The sequence below is a fragment of the Planococcus sp. APC 3900 genome (assembly GCF_030407735.1).
Taxonomy (GTDB): Bacteria; Bacillota; Bacilli; order Bacillales_A; family Planococcaceae; genus Planococcus; species Planococcus notacanthi.
In genome coordinates, this window is the sequence record NZ_JASDCT010000004.1 from 297,102 (window position 1) to 323,455 (window position 26,354).

Below are 26,354 nucleotides of genomic sequence, written 5' to 3' on the forward strand. Positions count from 1 at the left end.
ATCATGAAAGAAATCCATGTATCATCTTCTATACCTCTAAAGTTTTATCTGGCGTTTGAAGGGACGCGTTGACAATACAAAAACGTTGAATAAAAAACGCCACTTCCAGATTCGAGATGCTGGAAGTGACGTTTTTCTTATAAGAACAAATGGCCGAACAACACAAGAATCGGCAATGTGATGATGGTACGCAGTATAAAGATGACAGCCAGTTCCCAGAATTTCACCGGGATATTCGAGCGCAGGATCAAAATGCCGATTTCAGAAATATAGATGATTTGCGTCAATGAAACACCGGCTAGCACAAAGCGTGTCAATTCGCTTTCGATTCCACTGCCAAGGACAGCTGGCAGGAACATATCCGCGAATCCGACAAGGAAGGTAGGAGCGGCTTCGGCTGCTTCCGGCAATCCAAGCAAAGTCAGAACCGGAATCAGCGGATAGGAAATGATTTTGAAAAGCGGTGTGTATTCCGCTACCATCAACGCCACTGTTCCCAGAGCCATGACCAGCGGAATCAATGCCAACCAGATATCCAGAACAGTTTCAATTCCAACTTGAGCTAACTTCTTCGGGCTTGCAGCGCCGGCTGCTTTGCGGCGGGCTTCATCGAATCCCCATTTGGCTAGGGATACGCCTTTAGGAATATAATCGTCGATCTGTTTGCCTACCGGGGCGTAATAGTCATCCGGTTTGCGGGAAAGAGGCGGGATGCGCGGCATTATAATTGCAGCTACCAAGCAAGCAACCGAAACTGCTAAATAAAAGGGCAGGAACAGGTGCCCAATGCCGACCACATTTGCTACGACGAGACTGAAAGCGACAGAAGCAATGGAGAAGGTAGTGGCGATAACGGCTGCTTCGCGCTGCGTATAATTCCCTTCGTCGTATTGCTTCATGGTCACGAGTACGCCGACTGGCGCAGCACCCATCCAAGATGCCATCGCGTCGATGGACGAGCGGCCCGGCAAGGTGAATACTGGGCGCATGAACTTATTCAGCAGGGCACCGACAAATTCCATCAAGCCGAATTCAACGAGCAGCGGCAGGAGGATCCCGGCAAACAGAAACCATGTCAACAAGACCGGCGCCAAATCGTAGAGAACCACACCACCTGTATTGCGTGAGGAGATTGCTTCAGGACCGATTTCGTAATAAGCCATGATGCCGAATGCGAAAGCGAGCACACGGACGATCAACCCGAAAGGTCCATTGATGAAAGTAGCTCGCAAGAAAGGCGAGTTTCGGACGAAAGCAGGCTTTAAGGCAGTTGCCGTTAAGCTGGCGATTGCGGAGAAGCCAAGCAGGATGACGATGAATGGCGGAATGACCTCGCTGAACGTCGTCAGCAGGAACGACGCCAAAATGCCGACACCGATGGTCACTTCGCCGTTGTAGGAAATCGGGCAAAGGAATAATAGCGCGCCGATGATGGAAGGAATTAGAAACTTCCACGTATCAGCGGGTTCAATGGTCTTTTTCTTTGTTTGAAGCATGGTCATGTAATTTTCCCCCCAAGTGATGTGCTTGTGTATTTTTTCAGTTTGCGGACGACGGAAGGCTGGCTGATGCCGAGCACATTTGCCATCTCGGTAGTAGTCCGGTATCGTTTCTGTGCGTTCAGCAAAATTTTCTTTTCTACGGATTCCAGTATATCCGGAAGCGTTTGGCCATCGAGTTCAAAGCCGATGCGCTCATCTGAATCCGGCTGATAGGCGAGGGGCAGGTCGTCGAGTGTGATTAGAGCCGATTCACTTTCGATAAAGCTTCGCTCCAAAACATTGCGCAATTCCCGAAAATTTCCTTTCCAGGGCAGCTGCAGCAAACGAAAATGGAGGTCATCAGAAATTGCTTTTTGTTGGTCGTAAGTCTGGTTCAGCAATTCAAGAAAATAGCCGATGGCCTGGTCCAGATCATCCGGCCTTTCCCGCAGTGGCTTCAGGTCGATCACAGCCACATGCAGCAAATAAAACAGGTCTTCCCGGAAATTTCCGGCAGTGACTGCTTCTTCAATTAGCGCACTGCTGATGGCGATGACACGTGCCGCGTGCGGCTGCTTTAGGATCTTGAACAACGCCGCCTGTGAAGCGGCCGAAAGCTGATCCAATTCATTCAGCACCAGAGTGCCTCCGGCAGCGAGAGGGATATAGCCATCGCTATTTAATCCCGTAAAGCTGATGTCGAACACCGATTCTGGAATAGCGCTGCAATTGACCTCAATAAACGCAGCATCTCGTCTATTGCCCTGTGAGTGAATGAATTTAGCGAGTGCTGTTTTGCCGGTGCCTGGCTCTCCCTGGATCACCACTGGTACCTCCAGCTGCGCCATTTTAATTGCAGTCTGGAGTGCACGACTGGAAGAAGGGCTTTCCATAACACAGCCTTCTACTTGCAGCTGCTGGTTGCGAAGATGGGCAAGTTCTCCTTTGACTTTCGACATTTCCAGCTCCAGGTTGCCGAGGTATTCCTTCATAACCATGAGCTGTGATAGATCGTATGAATAGCTGACCACAAACTCCACATCCCCTTCGTCATTGAAAAGGGGGATGCCCGTGATCAGAACCTTTCTGCCGGAAGGCGTATCCTGCCGAAGCACGACTTTCTTCTTTTTTTCGAGAACCAGCGGTGTAATGGCCGGTGAGAAGATTCCTTCTGCTTCCAACGCATAGACGGATCTTCCGAGGAGTTCTTCAGGCGCTACTCCGTACGGTTCTCCGCTGAGTGGGGAGACTTTAATGATGCGGCCTTCCCGGGTAGTGACAATAATGTCTTCGTCATATGTATCAATGATTTCTTCATGGGTATTGGGAAGCAAAAACAAACTGTTCATTGGCGGCCTCCGTTATTCATTCTTGTATAGACTATACATGATTGAATAATCTATTTACAAGAAGAATTTATATTATTTCTCTATAACTTTACAAGAATACTGATTTATAGGGATTCTTTATTTTTTGATAGCAGGCTTGGTATGGAAAGGTGGAGTTTATTCTTATGAGAAGTAAAGTATTATTATGAATTGGGATGGTGGAAATAGGGGAATAAAAAGGCAAACCCCAAAATGGAGTTTGCCTGTAAACTTTTGATTGTCATTAATTTATTTCGTGTTTGTAAAACCGCCGTCGATACGGATGACTTCGCCGTTGATGTAATTGGCTTTTGAAGTCAGCAGGAACGCCACTAATTCAGCTACTTCTTCCGGTGTGCCAAGCCGTTTCTGAGGAATGCCGGAAGTGGCATTTTCTTTCATTTCCGGATTGTCGCGGTAAAAGGCTTCAACCATCGGCGTTTCAGTCGGACCTGGGGCAATGGAGTTGACGCGCAAGCCATCTTTTGCATATTCCGCTACCATGCTTTTCGTCATGCCGACGATGCCATGTTTCGTAGCCGAATAGGTCACGACTGAGTCCTGTCCAATTACGCCAGCGCTCGAAGCAGTATTAACAATCGAGCCGCCGCCATTTTTCAACATCACTTCAGCCACATAACGCATGCCGTACAAAGCGCCGAGCAGGTTTATGCCGACAATGCTTTCGATTTCACTGATGTCGGTATCCAGAAAGAATTTTCCGCTGCCGGAAATCCCTGCATTGTTGAAGAAATAATCGATGCTGCCGAAATGCTCCACTGTCTGGTCCACGTATTTTTTTACATCATCCGCTTTGGAAACATCTGCTTTAATGAAAATAGCGTCAGGCCCCAGTTTTTTTACCATCTCGACTGTTTCATTTCCACCTTTTTCGCTGATGTCGACCACCGCGATATTAATGCCTTCCTGTGCCAACCGAACCGCTGTAGATTGGCCCAGGCCACTTCCGCCGCCTGTAATGATTGCTGTTTTGCTCATGAAAAAATCTACCTCCAACGTATAAATGATTTTGTATCTACCTTATTACTAGTACCCGGAATTTGGGCGCTATAACCAGGTAAGAATAATGGAAACAACGTTTAAGGAAGTCCAAAAAGGGAACTATAGAAAGTAGAGACGTTTTACTTAATCTGAAATTTATAGGAGGAAAAGAATAGTATGGTAAACAATTCAACTGACAATCTGGAAGCAATCAAAACGGTAAATGAGCTGATCAAAGACATTGAAGTGGCAATGTTCACCACGATTTCTTCGGACAACAAAATCCTTTCACGCCCGATGCAGACCCAGGAAGTGGAGTTTGATGGCGAACTATGGTTCTTGACTATGAAAGACACAGATAAGTACCAGGAAATTGCCGCTAACCCACATGTAAACTTAGCTTATGCAGGGAAATCCTATGTCTCCATCAGCGGAACTGCGGAATTCATTGAAGATGAAGCGAAGAAAAAAGAATACTGGAATCCGGTGTTCGATAAAATGCTGGATACAAGCTATGACGACCCGAATGTCGTGCTCATCAAAGTGGATGCTGATTCAGCAGAGTATTGGGACTCGGGAAATACATTAAAATCCGTCAAAACGTTCGTAAAGAAATTGACGAATAATGAAACAAAAAAAGATGAAAAAGAAATAAACGATACGGTAGATTTTAAATAAAACCAGTTAATTCAAAAGCCCGCAGACAAAAACTTGTCTGCGGGCTTTTTTAAGTTGCTCAAAGAACTTCTGTTTTTAAAGCAGAATCTGTTTCTGTCGAGCTTCCTGCTTTTCTGTCTTGCGCTTCATGCAGCTTGACCATAGCGAAGCGGGCAACCGGTTGGATGACCAGGCTTTCAGCGATCAAGACGATGACAAAGTTACGTGGCCAATTTGCCAGCCAGTTGCTGAAAAGCTCCGAGTGGAAACCGTGGCCGACAATGTCGCCAATCAACGTCATCGCCGCGGACATGCCAAGGACGGTAAACAAGATCCGAAACAGGATTTTAGCGTTGAAGCTGTCTGAAGGTGTTGTCAGTTTGGCAGTCAATGCTTCTGCCAGACGCCCGAAAATAACCGGTTCGATGATCATGACGATGATCCACATGATCGGCAGCATTTTAACGATGCTCCAAGCGATGTCGGTATTGAATTCTCCTGCGAAGTAAATGACACTGAACGAAGTCATAAACAGGACAGTCATGGTAGAAATGAGGCCGCCATAAAGAAGGCCCTCTTTTCCGTTGTGTGGCAATCTTTTTTCCAGGTGCATATTCGTCTTCCTTTCAAAATACGTCTATTCGACTTGTTGTGCGTTCAATATTTGAGCTGATGGAGAGGAGGACAATCATTAAAGAGAGGACAAACGAATGGAGATGTTGAAGATTTCCGTATATCAGCCGACTGTTGTGAAGGTTTCTATCCCTTATTACAGAAGCGGCGATGCTCTTTTATAGATGGCCATGCCCAAAACTAAATATGGTACGTTTTGAAGTCTGTTGGTAACTATAACAAGCACTGCATTTTTGGTGTAAGTGTCGATTGTGTGTCATTTTTTGCAGGGCTTTATTTCTGCTCTTCTTTAAGAAAGACTGAAAAAACCGGCTGCACTCGGGCAGCCGGTTTTCGATCATTTGGGTTTATTCCACAGCAATCAATTCTTTTGTGACCGTGCCATCGAGTTTGACGGACTTCACTTCGCCGAAACCTTCAACCATATAGTAGGTGTGGCCTTCTTCCAAAAATTCGGGATCGGGGGCCACTGTTACTTCTACAGCATTCGTGAACGTTTGAAATTGGGTTTCCACGGTCACACCGATACCGCTGATGATGCGCGGAGCAGCATACATCGTATCTGTGTACCAGGCTCGGCCCACTTCAGCAGGATATTCCAATTCAGAATAGGATTCCGAATACGGCAATCCGAATGTATAGCGTTCATGCGTCTCGAATTCAGTCGAATCGGTCAACAACGAGCCATCGTCTTTATAGATGCTCCAAATGAAGCCCATCGGCAAGCCATTGCGCGCCGGCACGTAATTATAGGCGTGGCGCTCAATGCCGTATTCCGTATCATAGACATAGCTTTTTGTCTTGTCTCTCAAATAGGACTGTGCAATGGTGGCATCATTTTTAAACTTCGGTTCCAGGCCACGGGCCAAAAATGCTGAAAACTGTCCGCGTGTCACAGTGGCATTCGGGCGGAACGTCTTGTCGGGATAGCCGTTGGTGATGTTCGCCGCCAGTATTTGCTGAACCGGTTCATAGACCTCCATATTCGGCGATACATCTGTAAAGCTGACATCTGCACGGAACGGGACGATAAACAACCGCGACAGGATAAATGCCATTTCAGCTCGCGTAATCGTGTTTTCTGGGCGATAAGTTCCATCAGGATATCCTTTGATCAACTGCGCTTTTGCTGCTGCAGCGATAGAGCCGCTTGCTTTATGGGAAGCAGGTACATCCGGAAAACCGGTGGCGCGCGGCGTAACGTCAAATTTTTTCAAGCGGCTGATCATAATTGCTGCTTCTGCACGCGTCACCCCTGCGTTCGGCCGCATGGTGCCATCAGGATAGCCTTTCAACACATCACGGTCAATCAAATAGGTGATTTCGTCATAAAATTCATGGGACTCAGGAAAATCGGAAGCTCCTTCAACAGGAACGGCCAAACTCAGCATCACAATCAGTATGGTCAACCATGAAAACTTCTTCAAAGTCCTCACTCCTTACCCTTGTATTTCACCGCCCTATGCACCTCGAGCCTTGTCCTCAATTTCCCGGCTGCTGCTTTTATTTTTCCATACCCCCTAAAGGCAATTTTTAACGGGAAATTGAGAATTTTGTTCTTTGATAGAAAATACTGTTTTATAGAAGAAACAGTATAAAAATAGAGAAATTAGTATGCAGAAGACAAATGAATCTCTTAAAATTCACCTATTAATTAAAAAAAACTCAATTTGTCACAAAAAACTTAAAACAGTGAGCTACTGCCAATGATAGCGTTTTCTTGTGTTTGGAAACCTCCTGCTTTAAGGCAAGATAAGCTGTTAAAGGCAAATATTAGTTTGCGTCAGCTTTAATCAGTTTGTATAATTGAACTTAAATATTAAATAGTGCGAATAATTATTCAAATATTCCGCGTTATCATAACAAGAGGGGATTGAAAACATTTGCCATATGCACAACAAGAAAATCCAATCAAACAACAATCGTCTTCTGAATATATAAAAGCCATCCATAAAAAACTTAAAGACCGTAATCCGGGTGAATCAGAATTTCTGCAGGCTACCTGGGAAGTATTCGATTCGTTGCAGCCGGTGTTTGAACAGCATCCGGAATACGTGGAACAGGGAATTCTGGAACGCATCTCCGAGCCGGAACGCTTTATTGCTTTCCGTGTAACCTGGGAAGACGATGCGGGCAATGTCCATGTCAATAGAGGCTATCGGGTACAGTTCAATAGCACACTTGGGCCTTTCAAGGGCGGCTTGCGCTTCCACCCCTCTTTAACGGCAAGTGTTGTCAAATTCCTTGGATTTGAACAAATCTTCAAGAACGCTTTAACCGGTCTGCCAATCGGCGGCGGTAAAGGCGGTTCTGATTTCGATCCAAAAGGAAAATCGGATCGTGAAATCATGCGTTTCTGCCAAAGTTTCATGACAGAACTGACGCGCCATATTGGTCCGGATATCGATGTGCCAGCAGGCGACATCGGTGTCGGAAAACGGGAAATCGGTTATATGTTCGGACAGTATAAACGTCTTCGCAATGCTTCTGAAGCTGGCGTCTTCACCGGGAAAAATCCCGACAACGGAGGGAGCCTGATCCGAAAAGAAGCAACCGGCTATGGAACTGTCTATTTTGTTGAAGAAATGCTGAAAGAGCAAGGGCATTCATTTAAAGGCAGCAAAGTCATCGTTTCAGGTTCCGGAAACGTTTCGATTTATGCGATGGAAAAAGCCATTGAATTCGGTGCTACAGTTGTAGCCTGCAGTGACTCGGAAGGCTTCATCTACGATCCTGAAGGCATTGACGTCGAAACGGTTAAGCAATTGAAGGAAGTGGACAGAAAACGGATTTACCACTACCTTGAAACTCACCCGAGTGCCCAATACGGCAACGACAAATCGGATATCTGGAAAATCCAATGTGATATCGCATTGCCTTGTGCAACGCAAAACGAAATTGATAGAGAAAGCGCGCAGGCCATGGTCGAAAATCTGGTGAAAGCAGTAGGCGAAGGCGCCAATATGCCTTGTACGGAAGAAGCCGTTCGTGTCTTGACTCACAATGGCGTGCTATTCGCTCCAGCAAAAGCGGCCAATGCAGGCGGTGTTGCAGTTTCGGCGATGGAAATGTCCCAAAACAGCATGCGCTATTCATGGACAGCTGAAGAAGTGGATGAAAAACTGCTGCAGGTCATGAAGAACATTTATAAAACATGTACCGAAACGGCGTCGCAATATGGCGCACCGGGCAATTTGATTGTCGGTGCCAATATTGCCGGCTTTAAAAAAGTGGCCGATGCGATGGTCAGCCACGGCTTGAATTAATCTGTTCGAAATAAAATCTGATAAAGCAATTTTGCAACGCCCCTGGCATCTAATTCCGGGGGCGTTTTTTGCATTTGGTTTGATGGTTTATTAATCGCGGCAAATCGCTTACAGTAAAAGGGAGAAGAAAGTGCAAAGGATGAGTTATGTGAAAGATTTCGCCACCCACGCCGAACAATTGGAGATACTCGAAGAGCGTGGCCTGAAAATTACCGACAAAGCGGCTGCCAGACGGATTTTGTCGCGTGAGAATTATTACGCGTTGATCGATGGCTATAAAGAGCCTTTTCTCGAACACGACATAGCGCTTAATCCGTACGGCCGGGAACAGTACCAGGAAGGCAGTGAGTTTAGCCATATTTATGCGCTGCACCGGTTTGACCGGAAACTGCGTCTGCTTTTGTTGAACGATCTATTGAAATTCGAAAAAAACATCAAATCAAAAGTGGCTTACCGTTTTTCGGAGAAGTTCAAAGGCGCGGACAGCTTTTTGGATCCGAATCATTACAGTCCTGACAGCAGACATCACCACGAGCGCGACCGCATCATTTCCACGCTTGCGAACTTGATCAAAAGCCATAAAAAACGCGATAAAGTGAGATACCCAGCGATACGTGAATTTTATGATAAGCATAAGAATGTTCCGCTTTGGGTGCTCGTCAATTTTTTGTCGCTTGGCCAAATCACTCATTTCTATGCGGTGATCGACGAAGAGCTGCGTGACCGCATCGCATGGGATTTTTCGGAAGAATACAGCGACGAGTACGAAAGTATCCGTTTGAAAGCCCGTGACTTGGACGCTATCCTCCACATCGTCTTTCCGTATCGGAATAAATCCGCGCATGAGGAGGTGCTGTACCGTTACCATCTCCCGCATCCTGTAGAACTGGGCGAACTTGAATCGGTGCTGAACAAAAACAAAGGAAGTTTGAGCGGCGCTACCGTTTTTTCTGTGATCAGTCTATTGAAAATGGTTCTGGCAAAAGAGGATTACGAGTTGTTTGCGGAAGACTTGGAGAAAATCGTCAAGGAATTGGAAGCCTCAGTGCCGGTTCGGCCATTCGAAAAAATCCTGAAGGATGCGGGCTTTGCCGGAACTGATTGGAAATAAAGCGGGATCAGTCCATTCTGTAGTATGAGGAGAGGGTTTCCATGATGTATGTGGCATTGCTGAGAGGCATCAATGTAGGCGGCAAAAACAAAGTGGACATGAAGCAGCTGAAGCAGGCGTTTGAAGAGGCCGGGATGTCTTCTGTCCTTACCTATATCAATTCCGGCAATATTCTTTTTGCTGACAGCAGCCATTCAAAAGTCCAATTAGCGCCTTTATTGGAACAAGTGATCTACAAACATTTTGGTTTGCAGATCAAAGTACTGGTTTACGATGAAGACGAGTTTAGAAAAATTGCAGAGTCAGTTCCCGAAAACTGGTCAAACGACCAGCAGATGAAAAGCGATGTCTTGTTTTTATGGAAAGACGTCGACAAGGAAACCGTGCTTGACCAATTGACAGCCAAACCGGAAATCGACCGGGTCCAGTATGTCCCGGGCGCCATCCTGTGGTCTGTGGACAAAGACAAAGTCACGAGAAGCGGCCTGCTGAAGATTGTGGGATCCGAGCTTTATCAGCGCGTCACCGTCCGCAATGTCAATACGGTCCGGAAAATCCTTGGCTTGCTGCAGAAAATGGAACATTAAAATGCCGTCCTCTTTTACAGGAGGACGGCATTTTTCGCTAGATGTAACGGTTCAACCCACTGTAGATTTCTACAATGTCAGCCAGCTTCATGCGCACCAATCCGCTGGAGGAAGGTGCCACATATTCAACGATGCCGGGGATCACCGGTTCTTTCTGGACGCCCCAGGAAACTGTTTTCCGGTTGCTGAACTGCTGGTAGACGCCTTTGCCGACAAAACAAACGGCTTTTGGGCGCAACAGCCGGATTTTTTGCTCCAGCTGTTTGGCGCCTTCAGCATATTCCGCTTTGGAAATTTCTGCTGCTTCCCTGGTTGGGCGGGCAACGATATTGGTCAGGCCGTATCCGAGTGCCAGCAAGTCGCTATTTTCGTCAGGCCGGTATTTCCGAGGGGTTAACCCCGCTTGGTGAAGAATCTTCCAAAATCGGTTATTCGGATTGGCGTAATGAAAACCAGTTTCTGAAGAGCGGATGCTCGGATTGAAGCCGACGAATAAAATTTTCAGGTTTTCCTCTAAATGATCAGGAATTGGTTCAAGCTGCAAGATCTAGTGCCTCCTTAAAGCTGTGCTGATATTCTGATGGATTAAACTCTGCCGTGTTTTCTCTGGAAATCCTCTTCAGATTGCAGAAGATAGAGAATGCCTTCAATTACTCCAATGACTGCAGGTATGCCTGTCCAGAAGAACAGCAGATAGAAAATCCCCATGCCTGGTTTGCCAAGGTAAAATTTATGTGCGCCGAAGTCGCCAAGGAAAATGGCGAGAAGTGCGGCTGCCAATTTGCTTTTCATTGTCCATCATCCTTTCTTATCTATAATAATGTATTCCCAAATTTTAAAGAACTAACAGCTAAAAGTTATTCTTTCCAAATGAAAAAGATGAGGGATAAATAAAACAGCTGCGGTAATTTAGGCCTTGGGTTTTATTGAGGAAAAGACAGATTGAGGAAATGAACACCATTTATATATCAGTAAGTGTGAAGAATTAAAAATGAAAACGGTATCATTAATTTATTGTAAAAAAGTTTATGGATTCAGGTTTTTTTATTTGTACAGGGGTTATACAGAAAGATATTAAAAAGGAAGAAGGTGGCTGCTCCAGCTAGTGTCCATAAAAAGTTCAAGAAGATGCCTTGGTAATTATTTGCGGTTTCTGCTACACTATCAACTTGTAAATAGTTTTTCTAGAAAAATGTTGCTGGATAATGGAAAAGAACAAAAGTTGAAATAGGCGTTCGGACATCTTCAAAAAAGATCAGGGGTTACGGCCGATTGATTGATAGGGAGACTGGCCAAGGTCTTTGTGAGGGATCAGTTATGAACAAAAAATGGTGGAAAGAAGCAGTCGCGTATCAGGTATATCCGAGAAGTTTTAAGGATTCGAACGGTGACGGCGTTGGCGACATCAACGGCCTGACCAGCAAGCTGGATTATTTAAAAGACCTTGGGATTGATGTTATCTGGATTTGTCCGATGTATAAATCACCCAATGATGACAACGGTTACGACATAAGCGACTATCAGGAAATTATGGAAGAGTTCGGAACGATGGCGGATTTTGACCGCCTGCTTGAAGAAGCGCACGCGCGGGATATGAAGTTGATCATCGACTTGGTGATCAACCATACAAGCGACGAGCATCCGTGGTTCATGGAATCACGTGCTTCACGCGATAACGACAAACGCGATTGGTATATCTGGAGCGATGAACCGACCAACTGGGAAAGTATTTTTGGCGGTTCTGCCTGGGAATACGATCAGCAAACCAAACAGTATTATTTGCATCTATTCTCCAAAAAACAGCCGGATTTGAACTGGGAGAACCCGGAAGTGCGGCAGTCCTTATACGATATGGTCAATTGGTGGCTGGACAAAGGGATCGATGGATTCCGAGTGGACGCCATCAGCCATATCAAAAAAGAAATGAGCGATATCGAAGACCCGGAACAGAATTTGTATGTGCCGGCTTGGGAAAAAATGATGAACGTCAAAGGCATCCAGCCGCTGCTTGCGGAATTGCGCGACGAGACGTTTGCGAAATACGACATCATGACGGTCGGTGAAGCGAATGGTGTGAAAGCTGACAACATTAAAGAATGGATTTCCGAAGACGATGGAAAATTCGATATGGTGTTCCAGTTTGAAAGTATGGGACTTTGGGATACTGACTCCACAACGGGAATTGATGTGCCGAAGCTGAAAGAAGTGCTTACGAAATGGCAGAAAGCGGTGGAAGGCCATGGCTGGAACGCGCTGTTCGTGGAAAACCACGACAAGCCGCGCATCGTATCCTCGTGGGGCAACGATCAGCAATACTGGCGGGAAAGTGCGACAGCCATCGCCTGTATGTATTTCTTCATGCAAGGGACACCGTTCATCTATCAGGGGCAGGAAATCGGCATGACTAATGCGCCGTTTGAAGAATTGGCGCATTACAACGATATCCAAACCCACAACCTGTACCATTTCAACCGTTCGGAAGGCATGGAACATGACGCCGTGATGACGATCATCAAAGCGCAAAGCCGCGACCATTCCCGCACGCCGATGCAATGGGATGCCAGCCCGAACGCAGGATTCTCAAATGCTGAGCCCTGGCTGCGGGTCAATCCGAATTACGAGGAAATCAATGTGGCGGCACAGTTGCGCGATCCGCATTCGATTCTTTGGTTCTACCGGAAGATGATCTGGCTGCGCAAGCAGCAAGACGTCCTCGTCTACGGAAACTACGAGCTGCAGGATGTCGGGCACGAATCGATTTATGCCTATACACGCACAGATGAAGAAAAGACCTTATTGGTCATCACCAATTTGACGGAGTACGCCTGCTACTGGGACGAACCGGAAGCAGCGCGCTGCCTGCTCGGAAATTATCAACAGCAGGATCCGAAACAATTGCTGCCTTTTGAAGCACGCGTTTACGAATTGTGAATTTAAAAGCCCCCGTCCTTAAGCAATTTGCTTGAAGACGGGGCTTTCTTCTTTAGGAGAGAGGCGGATGTTTTATTTTCGGCTAAAATAAGCCATTGCGCAAACAAAGTAGGGGATTCTGCAACCAAGCCTCAATATTCCGCAGATAAAGTCAATTATTCCACAAACAACCACGCCTATTCCGCAAACAAATCAAGAATTCCGCAAACAACCACACTTCAAGTGCTATAACTATAAAAACAACGTGAAAACAGTTTTATTCCATTTCACGCACTATAAATGCGGCTTTCCAGTTAAATGACTAAAATTTCGTCTCTATCTGCCAGTGAAACAGAAAAAAACACCTTGCCCGAGGGCAAGATGTTTTCGATAGTTTGCGGCGTATCAAGCCACGCTCCACAACGTGTTTCCAAAAAGGAGTGCTTGTCCGTCTTACGCAAACGAGCTCATCGCGTAGTTAACAATAGAGGATATTGATGAGTCTGTCAATGTTTTTGCAGGTAAAGCGCAATCGCCGCAGTATTTTTTGCATATATTTATCACTATCGAGACGGATCTTGGCACGGGTCTAGTTCGTCAACCTATACACACTGGCCGCAATGGATTTTTAGAAATAAGGAGAGATGTTATGGATCAATCATGGCAAGAGATAGCGAAATTGCTTTCAGCGATTAATGTAGTGGCGCATCCGAATAATGAACCGGTAACGATAGAAGGCATTGCGGAAGGGTTTCGCTGTATTGGAGTAGGGACCGATGCAGCAGTGTTTCAATTTTTAGAAGCTCCGGAGTATGCCTTCAAGTTATATGCGGAAGGAAAAGAAGGGAAACTTGACGCAGAAGCGAAAGTTTATGATGAAATCGGCTCTTCGTTCTACTTCTCCACTTGTTATGGCGCAACTGACCGCATGTTAGCCATTAAGTATGAACATGGCATAACCTTGTTCGATTGTCTGTTGCAGGGAATCCACGTACCGGAACAGGTAATTGCAGATGTAGAAGAGGCACGGGACTACATCCGGAAAATCGGATTAAATCCACGGGATATCCACTTGAAGAACATATTATTGCAGAACGGCCGGGCAAAGTTGCTTGATGTTTCCGAGTATATTAAGCAGGGCAATGATTTTAGATGGGAGCATTTGAAAAAAGCATACGAAGAGTATTATCCAATTATCGACAGCAAGCCGATGCCGTTCTGGCTGTTGGATACCATCAGGAAATGGTACCATCACTGGAACCGCTACTCTTCTTCCTTTGATGAATTCATGAAGGTAGTTTCGAAACAGATGAGCTATTGGAATTAAAGGCACTGCCTTAAAATTATCTCCCTGACCCCAAAAAGGCAGGAACAAGAGTAAAGCGACCATATCCGTACAGGAAAAATCGGATGCGCCGTTTTTATTCCTCTTAAAATAGAAAAGGAAGGAGGGGTGTGCATGGACATGCTGAAAGATATGAATGAAGCGCTCCGCTATATCGAGGAACACTTGGACAGCGATATTGATTTCGGCAAAGTGGCGAAGATTGCCGGCGTGTCGGAATTTCATTTCCGTAAATTGTTTTCGTATTTATCGGGGATGGGGTTGAGCAGTTATATCCGCAGCCGGCGCTTGTCACAGGCAGCCAGCGATTTGCAGCGGGGGAAGGAACGGGTTCTGGATGTGGCCATCAAGTACGGCTACGACTCGGCAGACGGCTTTAGCCGGGCGTTTCGTGAATGGTCGGGGATGAACCCATCTGAAGTGAAGAACAGCGATCAGTTTAAAGCATTTCCCCGCCTTACTTTCCAATTGACGATTCGAGGAGGAATGGATATGGAATACCGCATTGCAGAAAAAGACGCCTTTAAACTGGTGGGCATTAAAGAACGGGTGCCCATCGTTTTTGAAGGACAGAATCCTGAAATTATGAAAATGGTGCAGGCTATCACAGTGGACCAGCGTGAGCAGCTGCAAAAATGGCGCAACACAGAAGTTCAAACGGTAGTCAATGCCTCCTTTCATTTTGATGAGGGCCGCTTAGAAGAAAAAGGCCAGCTGGATCATTTGATTGGATCGATTACGACTTTAGAAGGTGATTTCGATGATTTTGATGTTGTGGAGGTGCCAGCGGGAAGCTGGGCCGTCTTCAGTCTGGAAGGTCCGTTTCCTCAAAAGCTGCAGGATACTTGGAGCAAAATTTTTTCCGACTGGCTGCCCTCGTCGAATTACGAATTGGTCGAAGGTCCGGAAATTTCCTTCAACGGCGATATGGCGAATCTGCTGAACGTCTATAGTGAAATTTGGATTCCGGTAACAGAACGGAATGAATAAAACATGCTCTCTGCGCATTCTCGGTTTAAAAACCATTGAAGGCTGCAGAGAGTTTTCTTGTTCAAGAAAATAAAGTATGTCTTTTCTCTTATTAACGCTTATATTTCCAAATGGTAGAATAAGACTATTCAAGTTATTTTTCCAATAACAGGTGAAAATGAAACTTCTCTACAGACAGAACCGTAAACTTATGAAAGAAAAACGAATGGAGTGAATTCCCAGTATGACGAAATTCAATAAACTGATGCTGTTCGGGGTATTAACCGCTGGAATCCTTACAGGTTGCTCGGATAATCAAAATGCAGGTGCAGCAGAAGAACCAGCTGTAAAGGAAGAGCAACCTTCTGAAGAAGAAGCAGTTGAAGAACAACAGGCGGAAGAGCCGGCCGCAGCAGAAGCGGCTGTACATAATGTGGAAGAGATCGTAAAGGAAAAAGGCAAATACGTCCTACAAGAAACGGATCAGCAAAAGGAACAATTGCAGGCAGAGCTGGAAGCGGCGCCTGAAGGGATGACAGGAGAGGAAGCGTATTCCTTCGCAGTATCATTAGTGGCAGCGGATGTTGAAGAAGCTGCAGAAAAGTTTGAAGCCATTGATCCAGTAATCACCATCGATTCCGCTACGCCGGAAGACAGCATCACCTTGCCTGAAGAAGAGACAATCAATGTGGCCATCTTGTTGGATGCCAGCGGAAGCATGGCTGGCCATGTATCGGGCGGCGAAAAGATGAAGCTGGCCAAAGAAGCGGTGCAGACCTATGCAGGAGATTTGCCGGAAGGATCGAACGTCATGCTGCGTGTCTATGGGCATGAAGGAAGCGGTACGAACGCGGACCGGGAAATGTCCTGCAGCAGCAACGAAGTAGTGTATGAACTAGGGGCTTACGATGAGCAGCATTTCAGCGAATCCTTGGATCAGTTTGCACCGGCTGGCTGGACGCCTTTAGCGGGTGCCATCCAAGCTGCTGAAGAAGACTTGAAAGAACAAAAAGGTGAACATGTACGCAATGTGGTGTATGTGGTCAGCGATGGAATTGAAACCTGTGATGGAGATCCGGTGGCAGCTGCGGCTTCATTAAACGCATCCGATATCCAAGCGGAAGTGAACATCATCGGTTTTGATGTCGACAACGAAGGCCAGGCGCAGCTGGAAGCTGTAGCCAAAGCAGGGAATGGACAATATAAGTCCGTTTACTCGGAAAGCGATTTGAATGATTATCTGAAGCAGGAGCACAGCCGGCTTTACTGGGAATGGCTGGCCTGGAGCAATGACCGTTATTTGGAAATTCTCCAGCAAAGCAATGACATTGCAGGGGATCTATTGAAGTACAATAACGAAATTTACGGTAAATCCCTTTCGGAAAACAATAGAATGCACAGCCTGCAATACAAGCTGACAGAGCTTGGAAAATTTAAAGACAATGAAGCCGCTGATAAGTTTAACGAATTGGCAAACATCAGGCATAAAACCCTTACTCAATATTTCAGACAGGAAAAAGATCGGAAAGATACGATCCGCAAAGAGATGCATGAAGAACTGGAGAAGAAAGTGAAAGAGACAAGTGAGGAAAAAGAAGGAGATTATGCTTCTTAACGAAGGAAACTACTCTTTATCACCTATTTTAGCGAACATTAAACCGTTACTTACGGTTTAATGTTCGCTTTTTAGGTTGACCCTTTGTTTTGCCTTTGCTATAGTTGCCAAGTGACAGACAAACAACATAATCGCTCGTATAAATTCGGTAATACGGTCCGAATGTTTCTACCAGGTTCCCTTTAAAGAATCGGACTACGAGTCGAAGTATGCGGTCAGCCGGCTTTTCAGCTGGCGGCTGTTTGATTGGTGTGCCTCATCTTGATGCATTCAAACGTGCTTCGGCTTTCTGGATTCCACAGGCAGAAATAAATGACTGTTTTAGGCGCTATTTTTTGGTTCCAATACCGGCAGAGCAGACATCAAGGGGGAAGTTCGAATGAAAAAGATGCAAATGAAGACAAAATTCAGCAATCCAGTTTTATTAACCATCATGGCTGTGATCTTATTGGCCGTAATGGCTGGGTGCAGTTCAGCGGGAGAAGCTGAAGCAACTGAAGATAAAGAAGCGGCTGGAGAAACCAAACGCCCGATCCTGATTCAAGGGCCGATGCCGATTGAAGCGGAAACCTTCGCGGAGCGCCTGGAGAACGTTACTATAGAAGAATCAGGTTCGACCTATGAATTTTACATCGGCACAGTAGACGGCTACCCGGTCATCGTTTCAAAAACCGGCAAAGGCATGGAAAATGCTGCAGCTTCTACAGCGATCGCTATTGAAAAATACAATCCGGCCGCCATCATCAACCAAGGCACGTCTGGCGGACACGATCCGGAATTGAATGTATTTGATATCGTTCTCGGTGAACGTACCGTCAACATCGGTTCGATGAAAACTGGAGACCGTGCAGCAGGTGAAGGCATTGAACCGACTGAATGGAAGCCGATGGACGTCATGGCATCTGAAGGCAGTGCTGGGGAAGATCCAAATGCAGAAAAAGCCCGTTATTACGAAGGGGACGCTGACTTGTTGGCTGCAGCGAAAGCAGTGAAAGACAGCTACACCAAAGGCAAGATCGTTGAAGGCACGATTGGTTCGGCTGATCTTTGGAATAACGAAGTGGATCGCATCAAGTGGTTCCATGAAAACTACGGCACATCTGTCGAAGAGATGGAATCGGCATCTGTTGCCATGATTTCAAAAGCATACGATGTACCATTCCTGGCAATTCGCGTTCTGTCGAACAATAAAACCAACGACGGTGCCTATAATGCAGATACAGCCATAGCGAACCAGGAATATGTTTACGAAGTTGTGAAAGAGTATATTTCCTTTTTGGAAAGCAACTAACAAAAGGCATCCTGTCTCTCTGAAAAGGAGGTGACAGGATGCTTTTTTTATTCAAAGGAAATATGAAAACAATAATTTAATGTCTAAAAGCAATATTTATTTATTGTAATACAATAAATAATAAGCTATTATAAAGGCAATACCAAATAAGTGAGGTGCTTTTCATGAGCCGAGGATCTACTCTATTTTTAAAAACAGTTATTATTCTTATGGGATTGCCGGTACTGGCCGGCTGCATATACGGCTTATCAAGGTTTAATCCAAATTCCCCTTATTGGGCTTCTCCTGAACTGGAAAAACTGCAATATCCATTATTGATCGGCATGTACTTGGCGATGATTCCATTTTTCGTTGCCTTGTATCAGACATTGAAGCTTCTCAGCTATATTGACAGGAACGAGGCATTTTCAAAGCTGTCAGTCAAAGCGTTAAAGACCATCAAGTATTGTGCAGTCGCCATCATTATTATGTTTGCGCTGGAAATGCCATTTTTCTATCTATTGACAAAAGCTGACGATGCTCCAGGCATTTTGATTGGCCTAGTAATCATATTTGCTTCGCTTGTCATTGCTGTATTTGCGGCTGTGCTTCAACGGCTCCTGCAGGACGCCATCGATATAAAAGAAGAAAACGATTTAATCGTCTGAGCTGAGGAGAATTCCATGGCAATAATCATCCATATCGATGTGATGTTGGCTAAGTGGAAAATGAGCGTTACAGAACTTTCGGAAAGAATCGGCATCACTATGGCTAACCTTTCGATCCTGAAGAACGGCAGAGCAAAAGCCATTCGCTTGTCCACTTTGGAAGCTGTCTGCAAGGCGTTGGACTGCCAACCGGGGGACGCGCTGGAGTACCGGCCAGAAGAATGAAATAACATACAATCAAAAAGACCACCCAGGGTGGTCTTTTTGATTGCCTATTTTATTCCACGACATGTTCGGTGGTGACTTCATACGTTTCGCCTTGTCGGGGTGTCAGCCAGGCCGTCAGTTCATAGGTTCCGGGTTCAAGGTCGAGCTGCGGAATTTCGAATTCGTAACTCAACTTGTCGCCCTGGTCGACAGATTCTTCACCTAAAGCCTGCAGATAAGTGCTGACGGATGAAAAGAGGAAAACTTCTTCGCCGCTTTCATTTGCTAGGGAAAAATCATAGCGTTGGCTGCTGGTAAATTCAAAGGTATGCGGTTCGCCGCTTTCGTTGATCACAGTATAGCGATAAACATCGCCATCGACGTGTTCGATTTCAGGTTTCATTTCCCCATCTGTACTGCCTCCTGTGGTTTCATCGTTCGTTCCGGATTCTTCAGTGTTCGGATCTTCAGGAGAGGTTTCTGTTTCGTCTCCTTGCCCGGTGCCGCACGCTGCGAGAATCAAAGCGGCCATCAAGATCAAAAAGGCTCCCAGCCAAAATTTATTTTTCATGGATATTCCTCCTCGTGGATAGAGAGATAAGTGAATCACTTACACATAAGAACGTTATAGCGCCTGAAAAGTTACAATGTCCATTTAGGATAGGACAGTCTAAATATCGGATGGATTTCACTGACAGCCTACACATTAAGAGAACTACCCTGTAGAATGAAGAATAAGAGATTTCACATAATTCCATCAGCTAGATGAAAGGGGCACAACCTACTTGAAAACAACATTCCATTTTTCAAAAGATATTGAAATGGCTTTTAAAAACGATCCACCCGGGCAATGGCTTTCCACCTTGCCGGCAGGCTGTCTTCGTCTCAGCTCAGGTTATCCTGAACCGGCATTGGTTCCTTCTGAAGAAATCAAACTGGCAGTGGCACGGTTGCTGGATGAGGAACGTGATTTACCGCTTCATTATTTGGGCAGCCCAAGGATTCCGCAGCTGAAGGAGTTTCTTCGCAAACGAATGGCGACGCGCGGGGCAGAAGCTGCAGAGGACGAATTGCTGGTGACTTCAGGAGCCTGCCAGGCTATTGATCTGATTGCCCGTGTCCTTTTAGATGACGAAGCTCTAGTGGCTGTTGAAGCACCGACCTATATGGAGGCTTTGGAGATTTTCCAGAACTACACTGAGCACTATCTGACGATCCCGATAGATGAAAAAGGGCTGCAGACAGAATTGTTGGCGGATTTGTTGGCAGACCGGAAAGAACAGGGACAGCCGCTGCCGCGATTGCTTTATACGATTCCGACCTATCAAAATCCGACAGGCACTACGCTGTCTCCTGAACGCCGGAAGCATTTGCTTGAACTGGCGGAACAATACGACTTCCTGATATTGGAGGATGACGCATACGGAGAACTGGGCTTTCAGAATCGCCCACAACTTCTGAAAGCGATGGATACCAACAACCGTGTCCTGTATGTCGGTTCTTTATCAAAAGTCGTGGCTCCTGGCATGCGGATTGGCTGGGTGGTGGCAGATCAACGCATCATCGACCCGTTGAATTGGTTCAAGAAAGACCTGAACCACCCATTTGACCAGGCAACGATGGCGTCATTCCTTGAAGCCATCAACTTTGATGAGCACCTGGATGGATTGGCGTCCGTCTATGAAGCCAAATGCGCCACGATGTTGTCGGCGTTGGAAGAATTTCTGCCTCCTGCGGTTTCATGGTTCACGCCAAAAGGAGGATATTTCGTGTGGGTTAAAATTCCGGGTGTCGATACCTCAGAACTGCTTCCGAAGGCATTGGCTGCAGGCGTTTCTTTCGTGCCGGGCAAATACTTTTTCCTGGACCAGCAGGAGGGGCTGCCCTATCTTCGTTTGTCGTTCAGCTATGCCAGTGAAGAAGAAATTGTCAAAGGTGTGGAATTACTGGCACAAGTCATCGGCATAAATATTCCGGAGCCTGAACAAGAGACGGACCGGCAGTAAAGAAACTATCTATTTTGAACGCGTTCGGTTGCATCTGCAGCCGGACGCGTTTTTTAATCTTCTAAGCTTTTCGGGAAAACCGTTTTACAAATCTTTAATTGACTATATTTTCTGAATACGATACAGTTAAATATACTAATTAAGGAAATAAGGAAATTTCTAACGTCTTTCGAAGCTTTGGAGATTTCAAAGGCAGGAGGGTTGATTATCGGGACAGTCGATTACTAAAAAGAGGGGGAAATCCAAATGAACATTACGACAACACTTGCACAGAATGCGAAGCGTTTTCCGGATAAAATGGCCATCGCTTTCGAAGGACAACGTTATTCCTACCAGGAGCTGAACGAAGAAGTAAATCGGCTGGCCAATGGTTTACTCGAAACAGGGATGCAAAAAGGGGATAAGGTTTCGCTGTTCCTGAAAAATTCCGATCATTATGTACTGGCTTTTTTTGCTGTGCTAAAGGCTGGGGGTGTGGCAGTGCCGGTTAATTACCAGCTAAGTGCAGATGAAAGCGGCTATATTTTCGGACAATCTGAAAGCGTATTCGTCATATGCGACCACGAATTTGAAAAGACCGTAACTGAAGCGAAAAAGCAGGCAGCTCAGCTTCGACAAGTTATCGTCCACCCGGCACCTGATAATAATGATTATCTGAGTTGGGAAAGTGTATTGAGTGATAATGCGCTGGAGCCTTCTGTTGAAGTATTGAGCAGTGATGATGCGGAAATCCTTTATACTTCCGGTACAACCGGGAAACCAAAAGGGGCATTATTTGACCATCAGCGGCTGACCGCTGCCAGTTCGTCATTCGTGTTTGGCGTGGAACTCGGGGCAAAGGACCGCATTCTTCATGCAGTGCCTTTATTCCATTCGGTTCAATTGAATCTGTTTTTGGTAACCGGCATCATGTTGGGGACATCCAACATCATTCTGCGTGATTTCAATCCGGAAAAAGTGGCTGAGGCCATCACCGAATTCCAGATTTCCATATTCTTCGGCTTGCCGGAAACGTACACCAGGTTGTTGCAGTTGCCGAATATCGAAGAGGCAGATCTGTCTTCGGTTAAAAAATGCATGTACGGGGCAGATCCGATTGATCCGGAACTTGTCAAGCGGGCAATGGAGGTTTTCGGCCATCAGCAGTTCTATAACCTATGCCTGTTGACGGAAGGCGGGCCGGGAGGTGTTTTCTTATTGCCTGAGCAGCATGAACACAAGGTGGGATCAGGTGGAAAACCGATGTACTTCACAGAAGTGCGGGTGGTGGACGATGAATTTTTGGATGTCCAGCCGGGAACCATCGGTGAATTTGTCATCAAAGGCGATACGGTCATGAAGGAATACTTCAATAAACCTGAAGAAACCGCAGAGGCTTTCCGAAACGGCTGGCTGTTGACGGGCGATTTGGCCACAATTGATGAGGATGGCTTTATCTCTCTCGTGGACCGAAAAGCGGACCGCATCATTTCAGCCGGAGAAAATATCTATTCCATTGAAGTGGAACAGGTCATCAACAGTCATCCTCAAGTGGAAGAAGCTGCGACAGTCGGCTTGCCGGAAGAGGAATGGGGAGAAATTGTCGGTGTGATCATTGTTCCGAAAGAAGGTGAGACCATCGACGAAGACCAATTGATGGACTACCTCCTGGAAAAACTTCCAGGCTACAAGATTCCGCGCAAGTACTTGGTCACCGATTCCTTGCCGCGGAACTTCTCGGGGAAAATCATGAAATACCAATTGCGTGAACTTCACATCAGTGAATTCGAATGGTTCCGGAAAACTCCGGCCAGCCGTTACTGATTCTCAAAACAAAAATGCCCTGCAGCGTTAATCGCTGCAGGGCATTTTCGTGGAGTCATGTAATGGAAGCTTCGTAAATGCCTTTGATGGAGTTTTCCAGCATGGCATTGAATTCTTCATCGGATTGGCTGGCGCTGACGCCTTCGGACAAGGCGCGAGAAAAGCTGGCGATCAGCCCTTCGTTGGCAGCCAATTTCTGATTGGCATCATCTCGTTTATAGCCGCCGGACAAAGCCACTACGCGGAGTACACGAGGGTGGTCAATCAATTCCTTGAAGAAGTTATCGACTGTTGGAATGGTGATTTTGATCATGATATTTTGATCCTCACTCAATTGGTCCAAGTGCTTCAACATTTCCTCTTTCAGGATTTGTTCGATCTGTTCTTTGTCCGTGCTGTTGATATCGACTTCCGGTTCAAGAATCGGCACCAAGCCAGCTGCCAGAATCTGCTTGCCGACTTCGAATTGCTGCTCGACTACTTTCTTGATGCCTTCCGGATTGGCTTCCTTAATGACCGAACGCATTTTGGTGCCGAAGATGTTTCGTTCGTTGGCGCGTTTCAGCACATCGTCCAAATCCGGAATCAGCTTCATGACCTGAACGCCGTTTTCTTCATCTGCAAGGCCCTTGTCGACTTTCAAGAAAGGCACAACCCCTTTTTGCTGCCATAAATAATCAGCTGTGTATTGGCCCTCGACTTTACGGTCCATCGTCTGTTCAAAAAGGATTGCGCCGATAATCGAATCGGAATTGAAGGAAGGAGCCGTCATGACGCGTGTCCGCATTTCGTGGATCAGGTCATACATTTCCTCTTCTGTTGAATATTGGTCTTCTGACACGCCATAAAGTGCCAGTGCTTTTGGTGTGCTGCCACCACTTTGGTCAAGCGCAGCAATAAAACCTTTCCCATTTTTCACGAATTCCAATTGTTCTTGATTCATCGTCCCAGCTCCTTAGATAAATTTTTAGAAAGTTAACCGCTTGATTATAAAAAATTTACTGCAAAGAACCTCTTTCACTGAATATTGTAACAATATAAAGAGGAAACTACAAAAAGAAATTTTTTACTGATTAAGCTGTACTTAGGATGTTCCCTTATTGAAGTTCTACAAACGTTAGCTGGGCAGATGAAAGAGAAGAAATTATAGATCTACTGCCCCTTAAACCCTAGAGAATAGAGAGCTTGTTGAATCATCATTACGTTCCGCAGAAAGTCTGATAAGGCCCGTTTGTCGGCTCCGGCGGTTCCGTATAGGCTTCCTGTTCGGCAGAATGGGCATAAGGGTCAGCCAGGACTGTGAGCAGCCGGTGAAGGACGCTGTAATCTCCCTGGAATTCTGCTGCGGCCAGGGCTTCTTCCACCCGGTGATTGCGGGGGATGATGACCGGATTGTTGTTGCGCATCAATTGCTGGCTCTCTTCCTGCGACTCCTTCTGGCGCTCCAGACGTGCCTGCCAAGAACTGTGCCATTCCTTGAACTCTGGCGTTTCTAACAATTCACTGCCCTGGAGTTTCGTGAAAGTCAGCGCACGGAACAGATTGGTGTAATCGGCATCATGTTGGTGCATCAGATTCAGCAATGCTTCCACCAATGTGGAATCTTCAGCTTCTTCATTGAAGATCCCAAGTTTTTTGCGCATGCCGGATAGCCAGTGGTTCTGGAACTGCTCAATATAGCCGGTGAGTTCTTCCTGTGCCATATTGACCGCTTCCTCCGGAGTATCATGCAGCAAAGGCAACAGGCTCTCCGCAAAACGTGCCAAGTTCCATCCGGCAATCATCGGCTGATTGCCGTAAGCATAGCGGCCTTGAACATCGATGGAGCTGAAAACCGTCTTCGGATCATAGCTATCCATGAATGCGCAAGGTCCATAATCGATGGTTTCTCCACTAATCGCCATGTTGTCGGTATTCATAACTCCGTGAATAAAACCGACGAGCTGCCATTTGGCAAGCAAAGCTGCTTGCCGTTTGATGACTTCCTGGAATAAGGCAAGATACGGGTGCGAAGCGTCTTGGACATGCGGAAAGTGGCGCTCCAGCGCATAGTCGGCCAGTGCTTTCAAGTCTTCTTTGGTACCGAATCTTGCAGCGTATTGGAATGTGCCGACGCGCAGATGGCTGTCAGCAATCCGTGTCATGACCGCTCCAGGCAGCGCTGTTTCCCGACGGACCATTTCACCGGTTTCGACAACGGACAAGCTGCGGGTCGTCGCAATGCCCAGACCGTGCATCGCTTCACTGATGAGGTACTCGCGAAGCATAGGCCTTAATGCAGCACGACCGTCGCCGCCGCGGGAATAAGGCGTTCTGCCCGAGCCTTTCAACTGGATATCCAATCGTTTGCCGGATGGTGTGAGCTGTTCGCCAATCAATAAAGCACGGCCATCTCCAAGCATCGTGAAATTGCCGAATTGATGACCCGCATAAGCCTGGGCAATCGGTGTGCTGCCTTCAGGAACCTGATTTCCAGCCAGGATGGCGACCCCGTCTTCAGCTGTTAATTCTGCAGGATCCAGACCAAGTTTTTCTGCCAATGCCTCATTAAAGATGACCAATTTAGGCGACTTCACCGGATGGACCGTGATTTTTCTATAAAAAACTTCAGGCAACCGCGAATAGCTATTTTCCAGCTGCCAGCCGGTATGGGTTAGTTCCTTTTTATTCATAATGGACCTCCTTATTTTGTTGAAGTGTTACTTATATTATACCCGCTCTGTCCGTCGATCATGTCTTTGCTGTTTAAGGGATTCTTTGCCTGTGCTATAATCTCTTTAATAATAAATCGAATATTCAATCGAAAAGGAGGCGAGAAAATGAGCGATCAAAAAGTTTTGTTTGTGTTGCTGGACGAGTATGCCGACTGGGAAGCAGCTTCACTCGCTGCGGCGCTTAACGAAGAGCCGGAGGGCCAGGGACGAAGATTCGATGTCAAGACGGTGTCGCTGACAAAGGAACCGATCCGATCAATCGGCGGCTTTACGGTGCTCCCGGATTACGGACTGGATGATGCACCGGAAGAGTTTGCGGGACTGATTCTGATCGGCGGTAATTCTTGGCGAAAAGAAGGCAGCGAACGGATCATGAAACTGGTCGGCAAAGCCATCGAAAAGAAAGTGGTGTTTGGTGCAATTTGCGATGCTACGGTATTTCTGGGAAGAAATGGGCTGTTGAATGAAATTCCGCACACCAGCAATTACCTGGAAGACTTAAAGGAAACAGCAGGGGACAGCTATACGAATGAAGCAGGCTACCTGCAGCAGCAGGCGGTCCGGAGCGGAAACGTCATCACTGCCAACGGCTCGGCATTTTTGGAGTTCGGCAAAGAAGTGATGGAAGCCCTTCAATCGGCTCCACAGGAAGAAATCGATGAGTGGTACGACTTTTTTAAACAAGGCTATCACGAATACATGAATACTAAACAATAATGTCAGCTGAATAGGTCACCTTCGAT

The 26,354-nt window shown here is 46.3% G+C and carries 24 protein-coding genes and 1 riboswitch; of the genes, 14 read left to right on the plus strand and 10 right to left on the minus strand.

Annotation, left to right across the window (positions count from 1 at the left end):
* Positions 1-137: 137 nt before the first annotated feature.
* The 3 genes from QMA04_RS10440 to QMA04_RS10450 form a co-directional block, all read right to left on the minus strand.
* Positions 138-1,502, minus strand: a complete 1,365-nt coding sequence (locus QMA04_RS10440; RefSeq protein WP_290185633.1) for a YjiH family protein — start codon at positions 1,500-1,502, stop codon at positions 138-140.
* Positions 1,499-2,830, minus strand: a complete 1,332-nt coding sequence (locus QMA04_RS10445) for a sigma 54-interacting transcriptional regulator (RefSeq protein ID WP_290185634.1) — start codon at positions 2,828-2,830, stop codon at positions 1,499-1,501. The genes QMA04_RS10440 and QMA04_RS10445 overlap by 4 nt, the downstream gene beginning before the upstream one ends.
* 267 nt (positions 2,831-3,097) lie before the next feature.
* Positions 3,098-3,847 (minus strand): SDR family NAD(P)-dependent oxidoreductase, encoded by a 750-nt coding sequence (locus QMA04_RS10450; protein ID WP_191716201.1) that lies wholly within the window; start codon positions 3,845-3,847, stop codon positions 3,098-3,100.
* Between the two features lie 180 nt (positions 3,848-4,027).
* On the opposite strand from QMA04_RS10450, the gene QMA04_RS10455 reads away from it, so the two are divergent.
* Positions 4,028-4,528 carry a pyridoxamine 5'-phosphate oxidase family protein gene (locus QMA04_RS10455; protein WP_191716200.1) on the plus strand — a complete coding sequence of 167 codons (501 nt, stop codon included), beginning with the start codon at positions 4,028-4,030 and terminating at the stop codon, positions 4,526-4,528.
* 58 nt (positions 4,529-4,586) lie between these two features.
* Here the strand turns inward: QMA04_RS10455 and QMA04_RS10460 are convergent, their stop codons facing one another.
* The gene (locus QMA04_RS10460; RefSeq protein ID WP_290185636.1) at positions 4,587-5,120 is read right to left on the minus strand and encodes a DUF2798 domain-containing protein; all 534 of its coding nucleotides are present in this window, start codon (positions 5,118-5,120) and stop codon (positions 4,587-4,589) included.
* 367 nt (positions 5,121-5,487) lie between these two features.
* Positions 5,488-6,567, minus strand: a complete 1,080-nt coding sequence (locus tag QMA04_RS10465; RefSeq protein WP_290185638.1) for an S-layer homology domain-containing protein — start codon at positions 6,565-6,567, stop codon at positions 5,488-5,490.
* A 483-nt stretch (positions 6,568-7,050) separates the two neighbouring features.
* On the opposite strand from QMA04_RS10465, the gene gdhA reads away from it, so the two are divergent.
* From gdhA to QMA04_RS10480, 3 genes are all read left to right on the plus strand, one after another.
* On the plus strand, positions 7,051-8,406 hold the full coding sequence (gene gdhA, locus QMA04_RS10470) for an NADP-specific glutamate dehydrogenase (protein WP_483313719.1): 1,356 nt from the start codon (positions 7,051-7,053) through the stop codon (positions 8,404-8,406).
* Positions 8,407-8,545: 139 nt separating this feature from the next.
* Positions 8,546-9,517, plus strand: a complete 972-nt coding sequence (locus tag QMA04_RS10475; protein ID WP_290185641.1) for an Abi family protein — start codon at positions 8,546-8,548, stop codon at positions 9,515-9,517.
* A gap of 41 nt (positions 9,518-9,558) precedes the next feature.
* Complete coding sequence (locus QMA04_RS10480; RefSeq protein WP_290185643.1) at positions 9,559-10,104, plus strand: DUF1697 domain-containing protein; 546 nt, start codon at positions 9,559-9,561, stop codon at positions 10,102-10,104.
* 37 nt (positions 10,105-10,141) lie between these two features.
* On the opposite strand, the gene mug is transcribed toward QMA04_RS10480, so the two are convergent.
* Positions 10,142-10,651 (minus strand): G/U mismatch-specific DNA glycosylase, encoded by a 510-nt coding sequence (mug, locus tag QMA04_RS10485; RefSeq protein WP_290185793.1) that lies wholly within the window; start codon positions 10,649-10,651, stop codon positions 10,142-10,144.
* Positions 10,652-10,689: 38 nt separating this feature from the next.
* Entirely contained in the window at positions 10,690-10,896 is a 207-nt protein-coding gene (locus QMA04_RS10490) for a TM2 domain-containing protein (RefSeq protein WP_290185645.1), read from the minus strand.
* Between the two features lie 525 nt (positions 10,897-11,421).
* On the opposite strand from QMA04_RS10490, the gene QMA04_RS10495 reads away from it, so the two are divergent.
* From QMA04_RS10495 to QMA04_RS10525, 7 genes are all read left to right on the plus strand, one after another.
* Positions 11,422-13,035 (plus strand): glycoside hydrolase family 13 protein, encoded by a 1,614-nt coding sequence (locus QMA04_RS10495; protein WP_290185647.1) that lies wholly within the window; start codon positions 11,422-11,424, stop codon positions 13,033-13,035.
* Between the two features lie 628 nt (positions 13,036-13,663).
* Positions 13,664-14,341: a serine/threonine protein kinase gene (locus tag QMA04_RS10500; RefSeq protein ID WP_290185649.1), complete on the plus strand. Its 678-nt coding sequence runs from the start codon at positions 13,664-13,666 to the stop codon at positions 14,339-14,341.
* Between the two features lie 132 nt (positions 14,342-14,473).
* Positions 14,474-15,349: an AraC family transcriptional regulator gene (locus tag QMA04_RS10505; RefSeq protein WP_290185651.1), complete on the plus strand. Its 876-nt coding sequence runs from the start codon at positions 14,474-14,476 to the stop codon at positions 15,347-15,349.
* 223 nt (positions 15,350-15,572) lie between these two features.
* The gene (locus tag QMA04_RS10510) at positions 15,573-16,943 is read left to right on the plus strand and encodes a vWA domain-containing protein (RefSeq protein WP_290185653.1); all 1,371 of its coding nucleotides are present in this window, start codon (positions 15,573-15,575) and stop codon (positions 16,941-16,943) included.
* Positions 16,944-17,058: 115 nt separating this feature from the next.
* A riboswitch (purine riboswitch) is annotated at positions 17,059-17,161 on the plus strand.
* A 161-nt stretch (positions 17,162-17,322) separates the two neighbouring features.
* A complete protein-coding gene (locus tag QMA04_RS10515) occupies positions 17,323-18,234 on the plus strand; it encodes a 5'-methylthioadenosine/S-adenosylhomocysteine nucleosidase (RefSeq protein ID WP_290185655.1) in 912 nt (303 codons plus the stop codon).
* A 164-nt stretch (positions 18,235-18,398) separates the two neighbouring features.
* Positions 18,399-18,881: a DUF2975 domain-containing protein gene (locus QMA04_RS10520; protein ID WP_290185657.1), complete on the plus strand. Its 483-nt coding sequence runs from the start codon at positions 18,399-18,401 to the stop codon at positions 18,879-18,881.
* Between the two features lie 15 nt (positions 18,882-18,896).
* A complete protein-coding gene (locus tag QMA04_RS10525) occupies positions 18,897-19,106 on the plus strand; it encodes a helix-turn-helix domain-containing protein (protein ID WP_290185659.1) in 210 nt (69 codons plus the stop codon).
* A gap of 52 nt (positions 19,107-19,158) precedes the next feature.
* Here QMA04_RS10525 and QMA04_RS10530 read toward each other — a convergent pair whose 3' ends face one another.
* Positions 19,159-19,659 carry a BsuPI-related putative proteinase inhibitor gene (locus tag QMA04_RS10530; protein ID WP_191716186.1) on the minus strand — a complete coding sequence of 167 codons (501 nt, stop codon included), beginning with the start codon at positions 19,657-19,659 and terminating at the stop codon, positions 19,159-19,161.
* Positions 19,660-19,873: 214 nt separating this feature from the next.
* Here QMA04_RS10530 and QMA04_RS10535 point away from each other — a divergent pair, with 214 nt between their 5' ends.
* Both QMA04_RS10535 and QMA04_RS10540 read left to right on the plus strand, forming a co-directional pair.
* Entirely contained in the window at positions 19,874-21,094 is a 1,221-nt protein-coding gene (locus tag QMA04_RS10535) for an aminotransferase-like domain-containing protein (RefSeq protein WP_290185661.1), read from the plus strand.
* Positions 21,095-21,340: 246 nt separating this feature from the next.
* Positions 21,341-22,897 (plus strand): class I adenylate-forming enzyme family protein, encoded by a 1,557-nt coding sequence (locus tag QMA04_RS10540; protein ID WP_290185663.1) that lies wholly within the window; start codon positions 21,341-21,343, stop codon positions 22,895-22,897.
* Between the two features lie 55 nt (positions 22,898-22,952).
* Here QMA04_RS10540 and QMA04_RS10545 read toward each other — a convergent pair whose 3' ends face one another.
* Positions 22,953-23,840 (minus strand): fructose bisphosphate aldolase, encoded by an 888-nt coding sequence (locus QMA04_RS10545; protein WP_191716184.1) that lies wholly within the window; start codon positions 23,838-23,840, stop codon positions 22,953-22,955.
* Between the two features lie 256 nt (positions 23,841-24,096).
* Complete coding sequence (locus QMA04_RS10550; RefSeq protein WP_290185664.1) at positions 24,097-25,569, minus strand: protein adenylyltransferase SelO; 1,473 nt, start codon at positions 25,567-25,569, stop codon at positions 24,097-24,099.
* A 147-nt stretch (positions 25,570-25,716) separates the two neighbouring features.
* Here QMA04_RS10550 and QMA04_RS10555 point away from each other — a divergent pair, with 147 nt between their 5' ends.
* Positions 25,717-26,328 (plus strand): type 1 glutamine amidotransferase family protein, encoded by a 612-nt coding sequence (locus QMA04_RS10555; protein WP_191716182.1) that lies wholly within the window; start codon positions 25,717-25,719, stop codon positions 26,326-26,328.
* The last annotated feature ends 26 nt before the right edge of the window (positions 26,329-26,354 follow it).

What these genes read in the sequence shown, in the direction of transcription:
- QMA04_RS10440 (WP_290185633.1), bottom strand. Translation starts at nt 1,502, where the DNA reads ATGACCATGCTTCAAACAAAGAAAAAGACCATTGAACCCGCTGATACG.
- QMA04_RS10445 (WP_290185634.1), bottom strand. Translation starts at nt 2,830, where the DNA reads ATGAACAGTTTGTTTTTGCTTCCCAATACCCATGAAGAAATCATTGAT.
- QMA04_RS10450 (WP_191716201.1), bottom strand. Translation starts at nt 3,847, where the DNA reads ATGAGCAAAACAGCAATCATTACAGGCGGCGGAAGTGGCCTGGGCCAA.
- QMA04_RS10455 (WP_191716200.1), top strand. Translation starts at nt 4,028, where the DNA reads ATGGTAAACAATTCAACTGACAATCTGGAAGCAATCAAAACGGTAAAT.
- QMA04_RS10460 (WP_290185636.1), bottom strand. Translation starts at nt 5,120, where the DNA reads ATGCACCTGGAAAAAAGATTGCCACACAACGGAAAAGAGGGCCTTCTT.
- QMA04_RS10475 (WP_290185641.1), top strand. Translation starts at nt 8,546, where the DNA reads ATGAGTTATGTGAAAGATTTCGCCACCCACGCCGAACAATTGGAGATA.
- QMA04_RS10480 (WP_290185643.1), top strand. Translation starts at nt 9,559, where the DNA reads ATGATGTATGTGGCATTGCTGAGAGGCATCAATGTAGGCGGCAAAAAC.
- QMA04_RS10490 (WP_290185645.1), bottom strand. Translation starts at nt 10,896, where the DNA reads ATGAAAAGCAAATTGGCAGCCGCACTTCTCGCCATTTTCCTTGGCGAC.
- QMA04_RS10495 (WP_290185647.1), top strand. Translation starts at nt 11,422, where the DNA reads ATGAACAAAAAATGGTGGAAAGAAGCAGTCGCGTATCAGGTATATCCG.
- QMA04_RS10500 (WP_290185649.1), top strand. Translation starts at nt 13,664, where the DNA reads ATGGATCAATCATGGCAAGAGATAGCGAAATTGCTTTCAGCGATTAAT.
- QMA04_RS10505 (WP_290185651.1), top strand. Translation starts at nt 14,474, where the DNA reads ATGGACATGCTGAAAGATATGAATGAAGCGCTCCGCTATATCGAGGAA.
- QMA04_RS10510 (WP_290185653.1), top strand. Translation starts at nt 15,573, where the DNA reads ATGACGAAATTCAATAAACTGATGCTGTTCGGGGTATTAACCGCTGGA.
- QMA04_RS10515 (WP_290185655.1), top strand. Translation starts at nt 17,323, where the DNA reads ATGAAAAAGATGCAAATGAAGACAAAATTCAGCAATCCAGTTTTATTA.
- QMA04_RS10520 (WP_290185657.1), top strand. Translation starts at nt 18,399, where the DNA reads ATGAGCCGAGGATCTACTCTATTTTTAAAAACAGTTATTATTCTTATG.
- QMA04_RS10525 (WP_290185659.1), top strand. Translation starts at nt 18,897, where the DNA reads ATGGCAATAATCATCCATATCGATGTGATGTTGGCTAAGTGGAAAATG.
- QMA04_RS10530 (WP_191716186.1), bottom strand. Translation starts at nt 19,659, where the DNA reads ATGAAAAATAAATTTTGGCTGGGAGCCTTTTTGATCTTGATGGCCGCT.
- QMA04_RS10540 (WP_290185663.1), top strand. Translation starts at nt 21,341, where the DNA reads ATGAACATTACGACAACACTTGCACAGAATGCGAAGCGTTTTCCGGAT.
- QMA04_RS10545 (WP_191716184.1), bottom strand. Translation starts at nt 23,840, where the DNA reads ATGAATCAAGAACAATTGGAATTCGTGAAAAATGGGAAAGGTTTTATT.
- QMA04_RS10550 (WP_290185664.1), bottom strand. Translation starts at nt 25,569, where the DNA reads ATGAATAAAAAGGAACTAACCCATACCGGCTGGCAGCTGGAAAATAGC.
- QMA04_RS10555 (WP_191716182.1), top strand. Translation starts at nt 25,717, where the DNA reads ATGAGCGATCAAAAAGTTTTGTTTGTGTTGCTGGACGAGTATGCCGAC.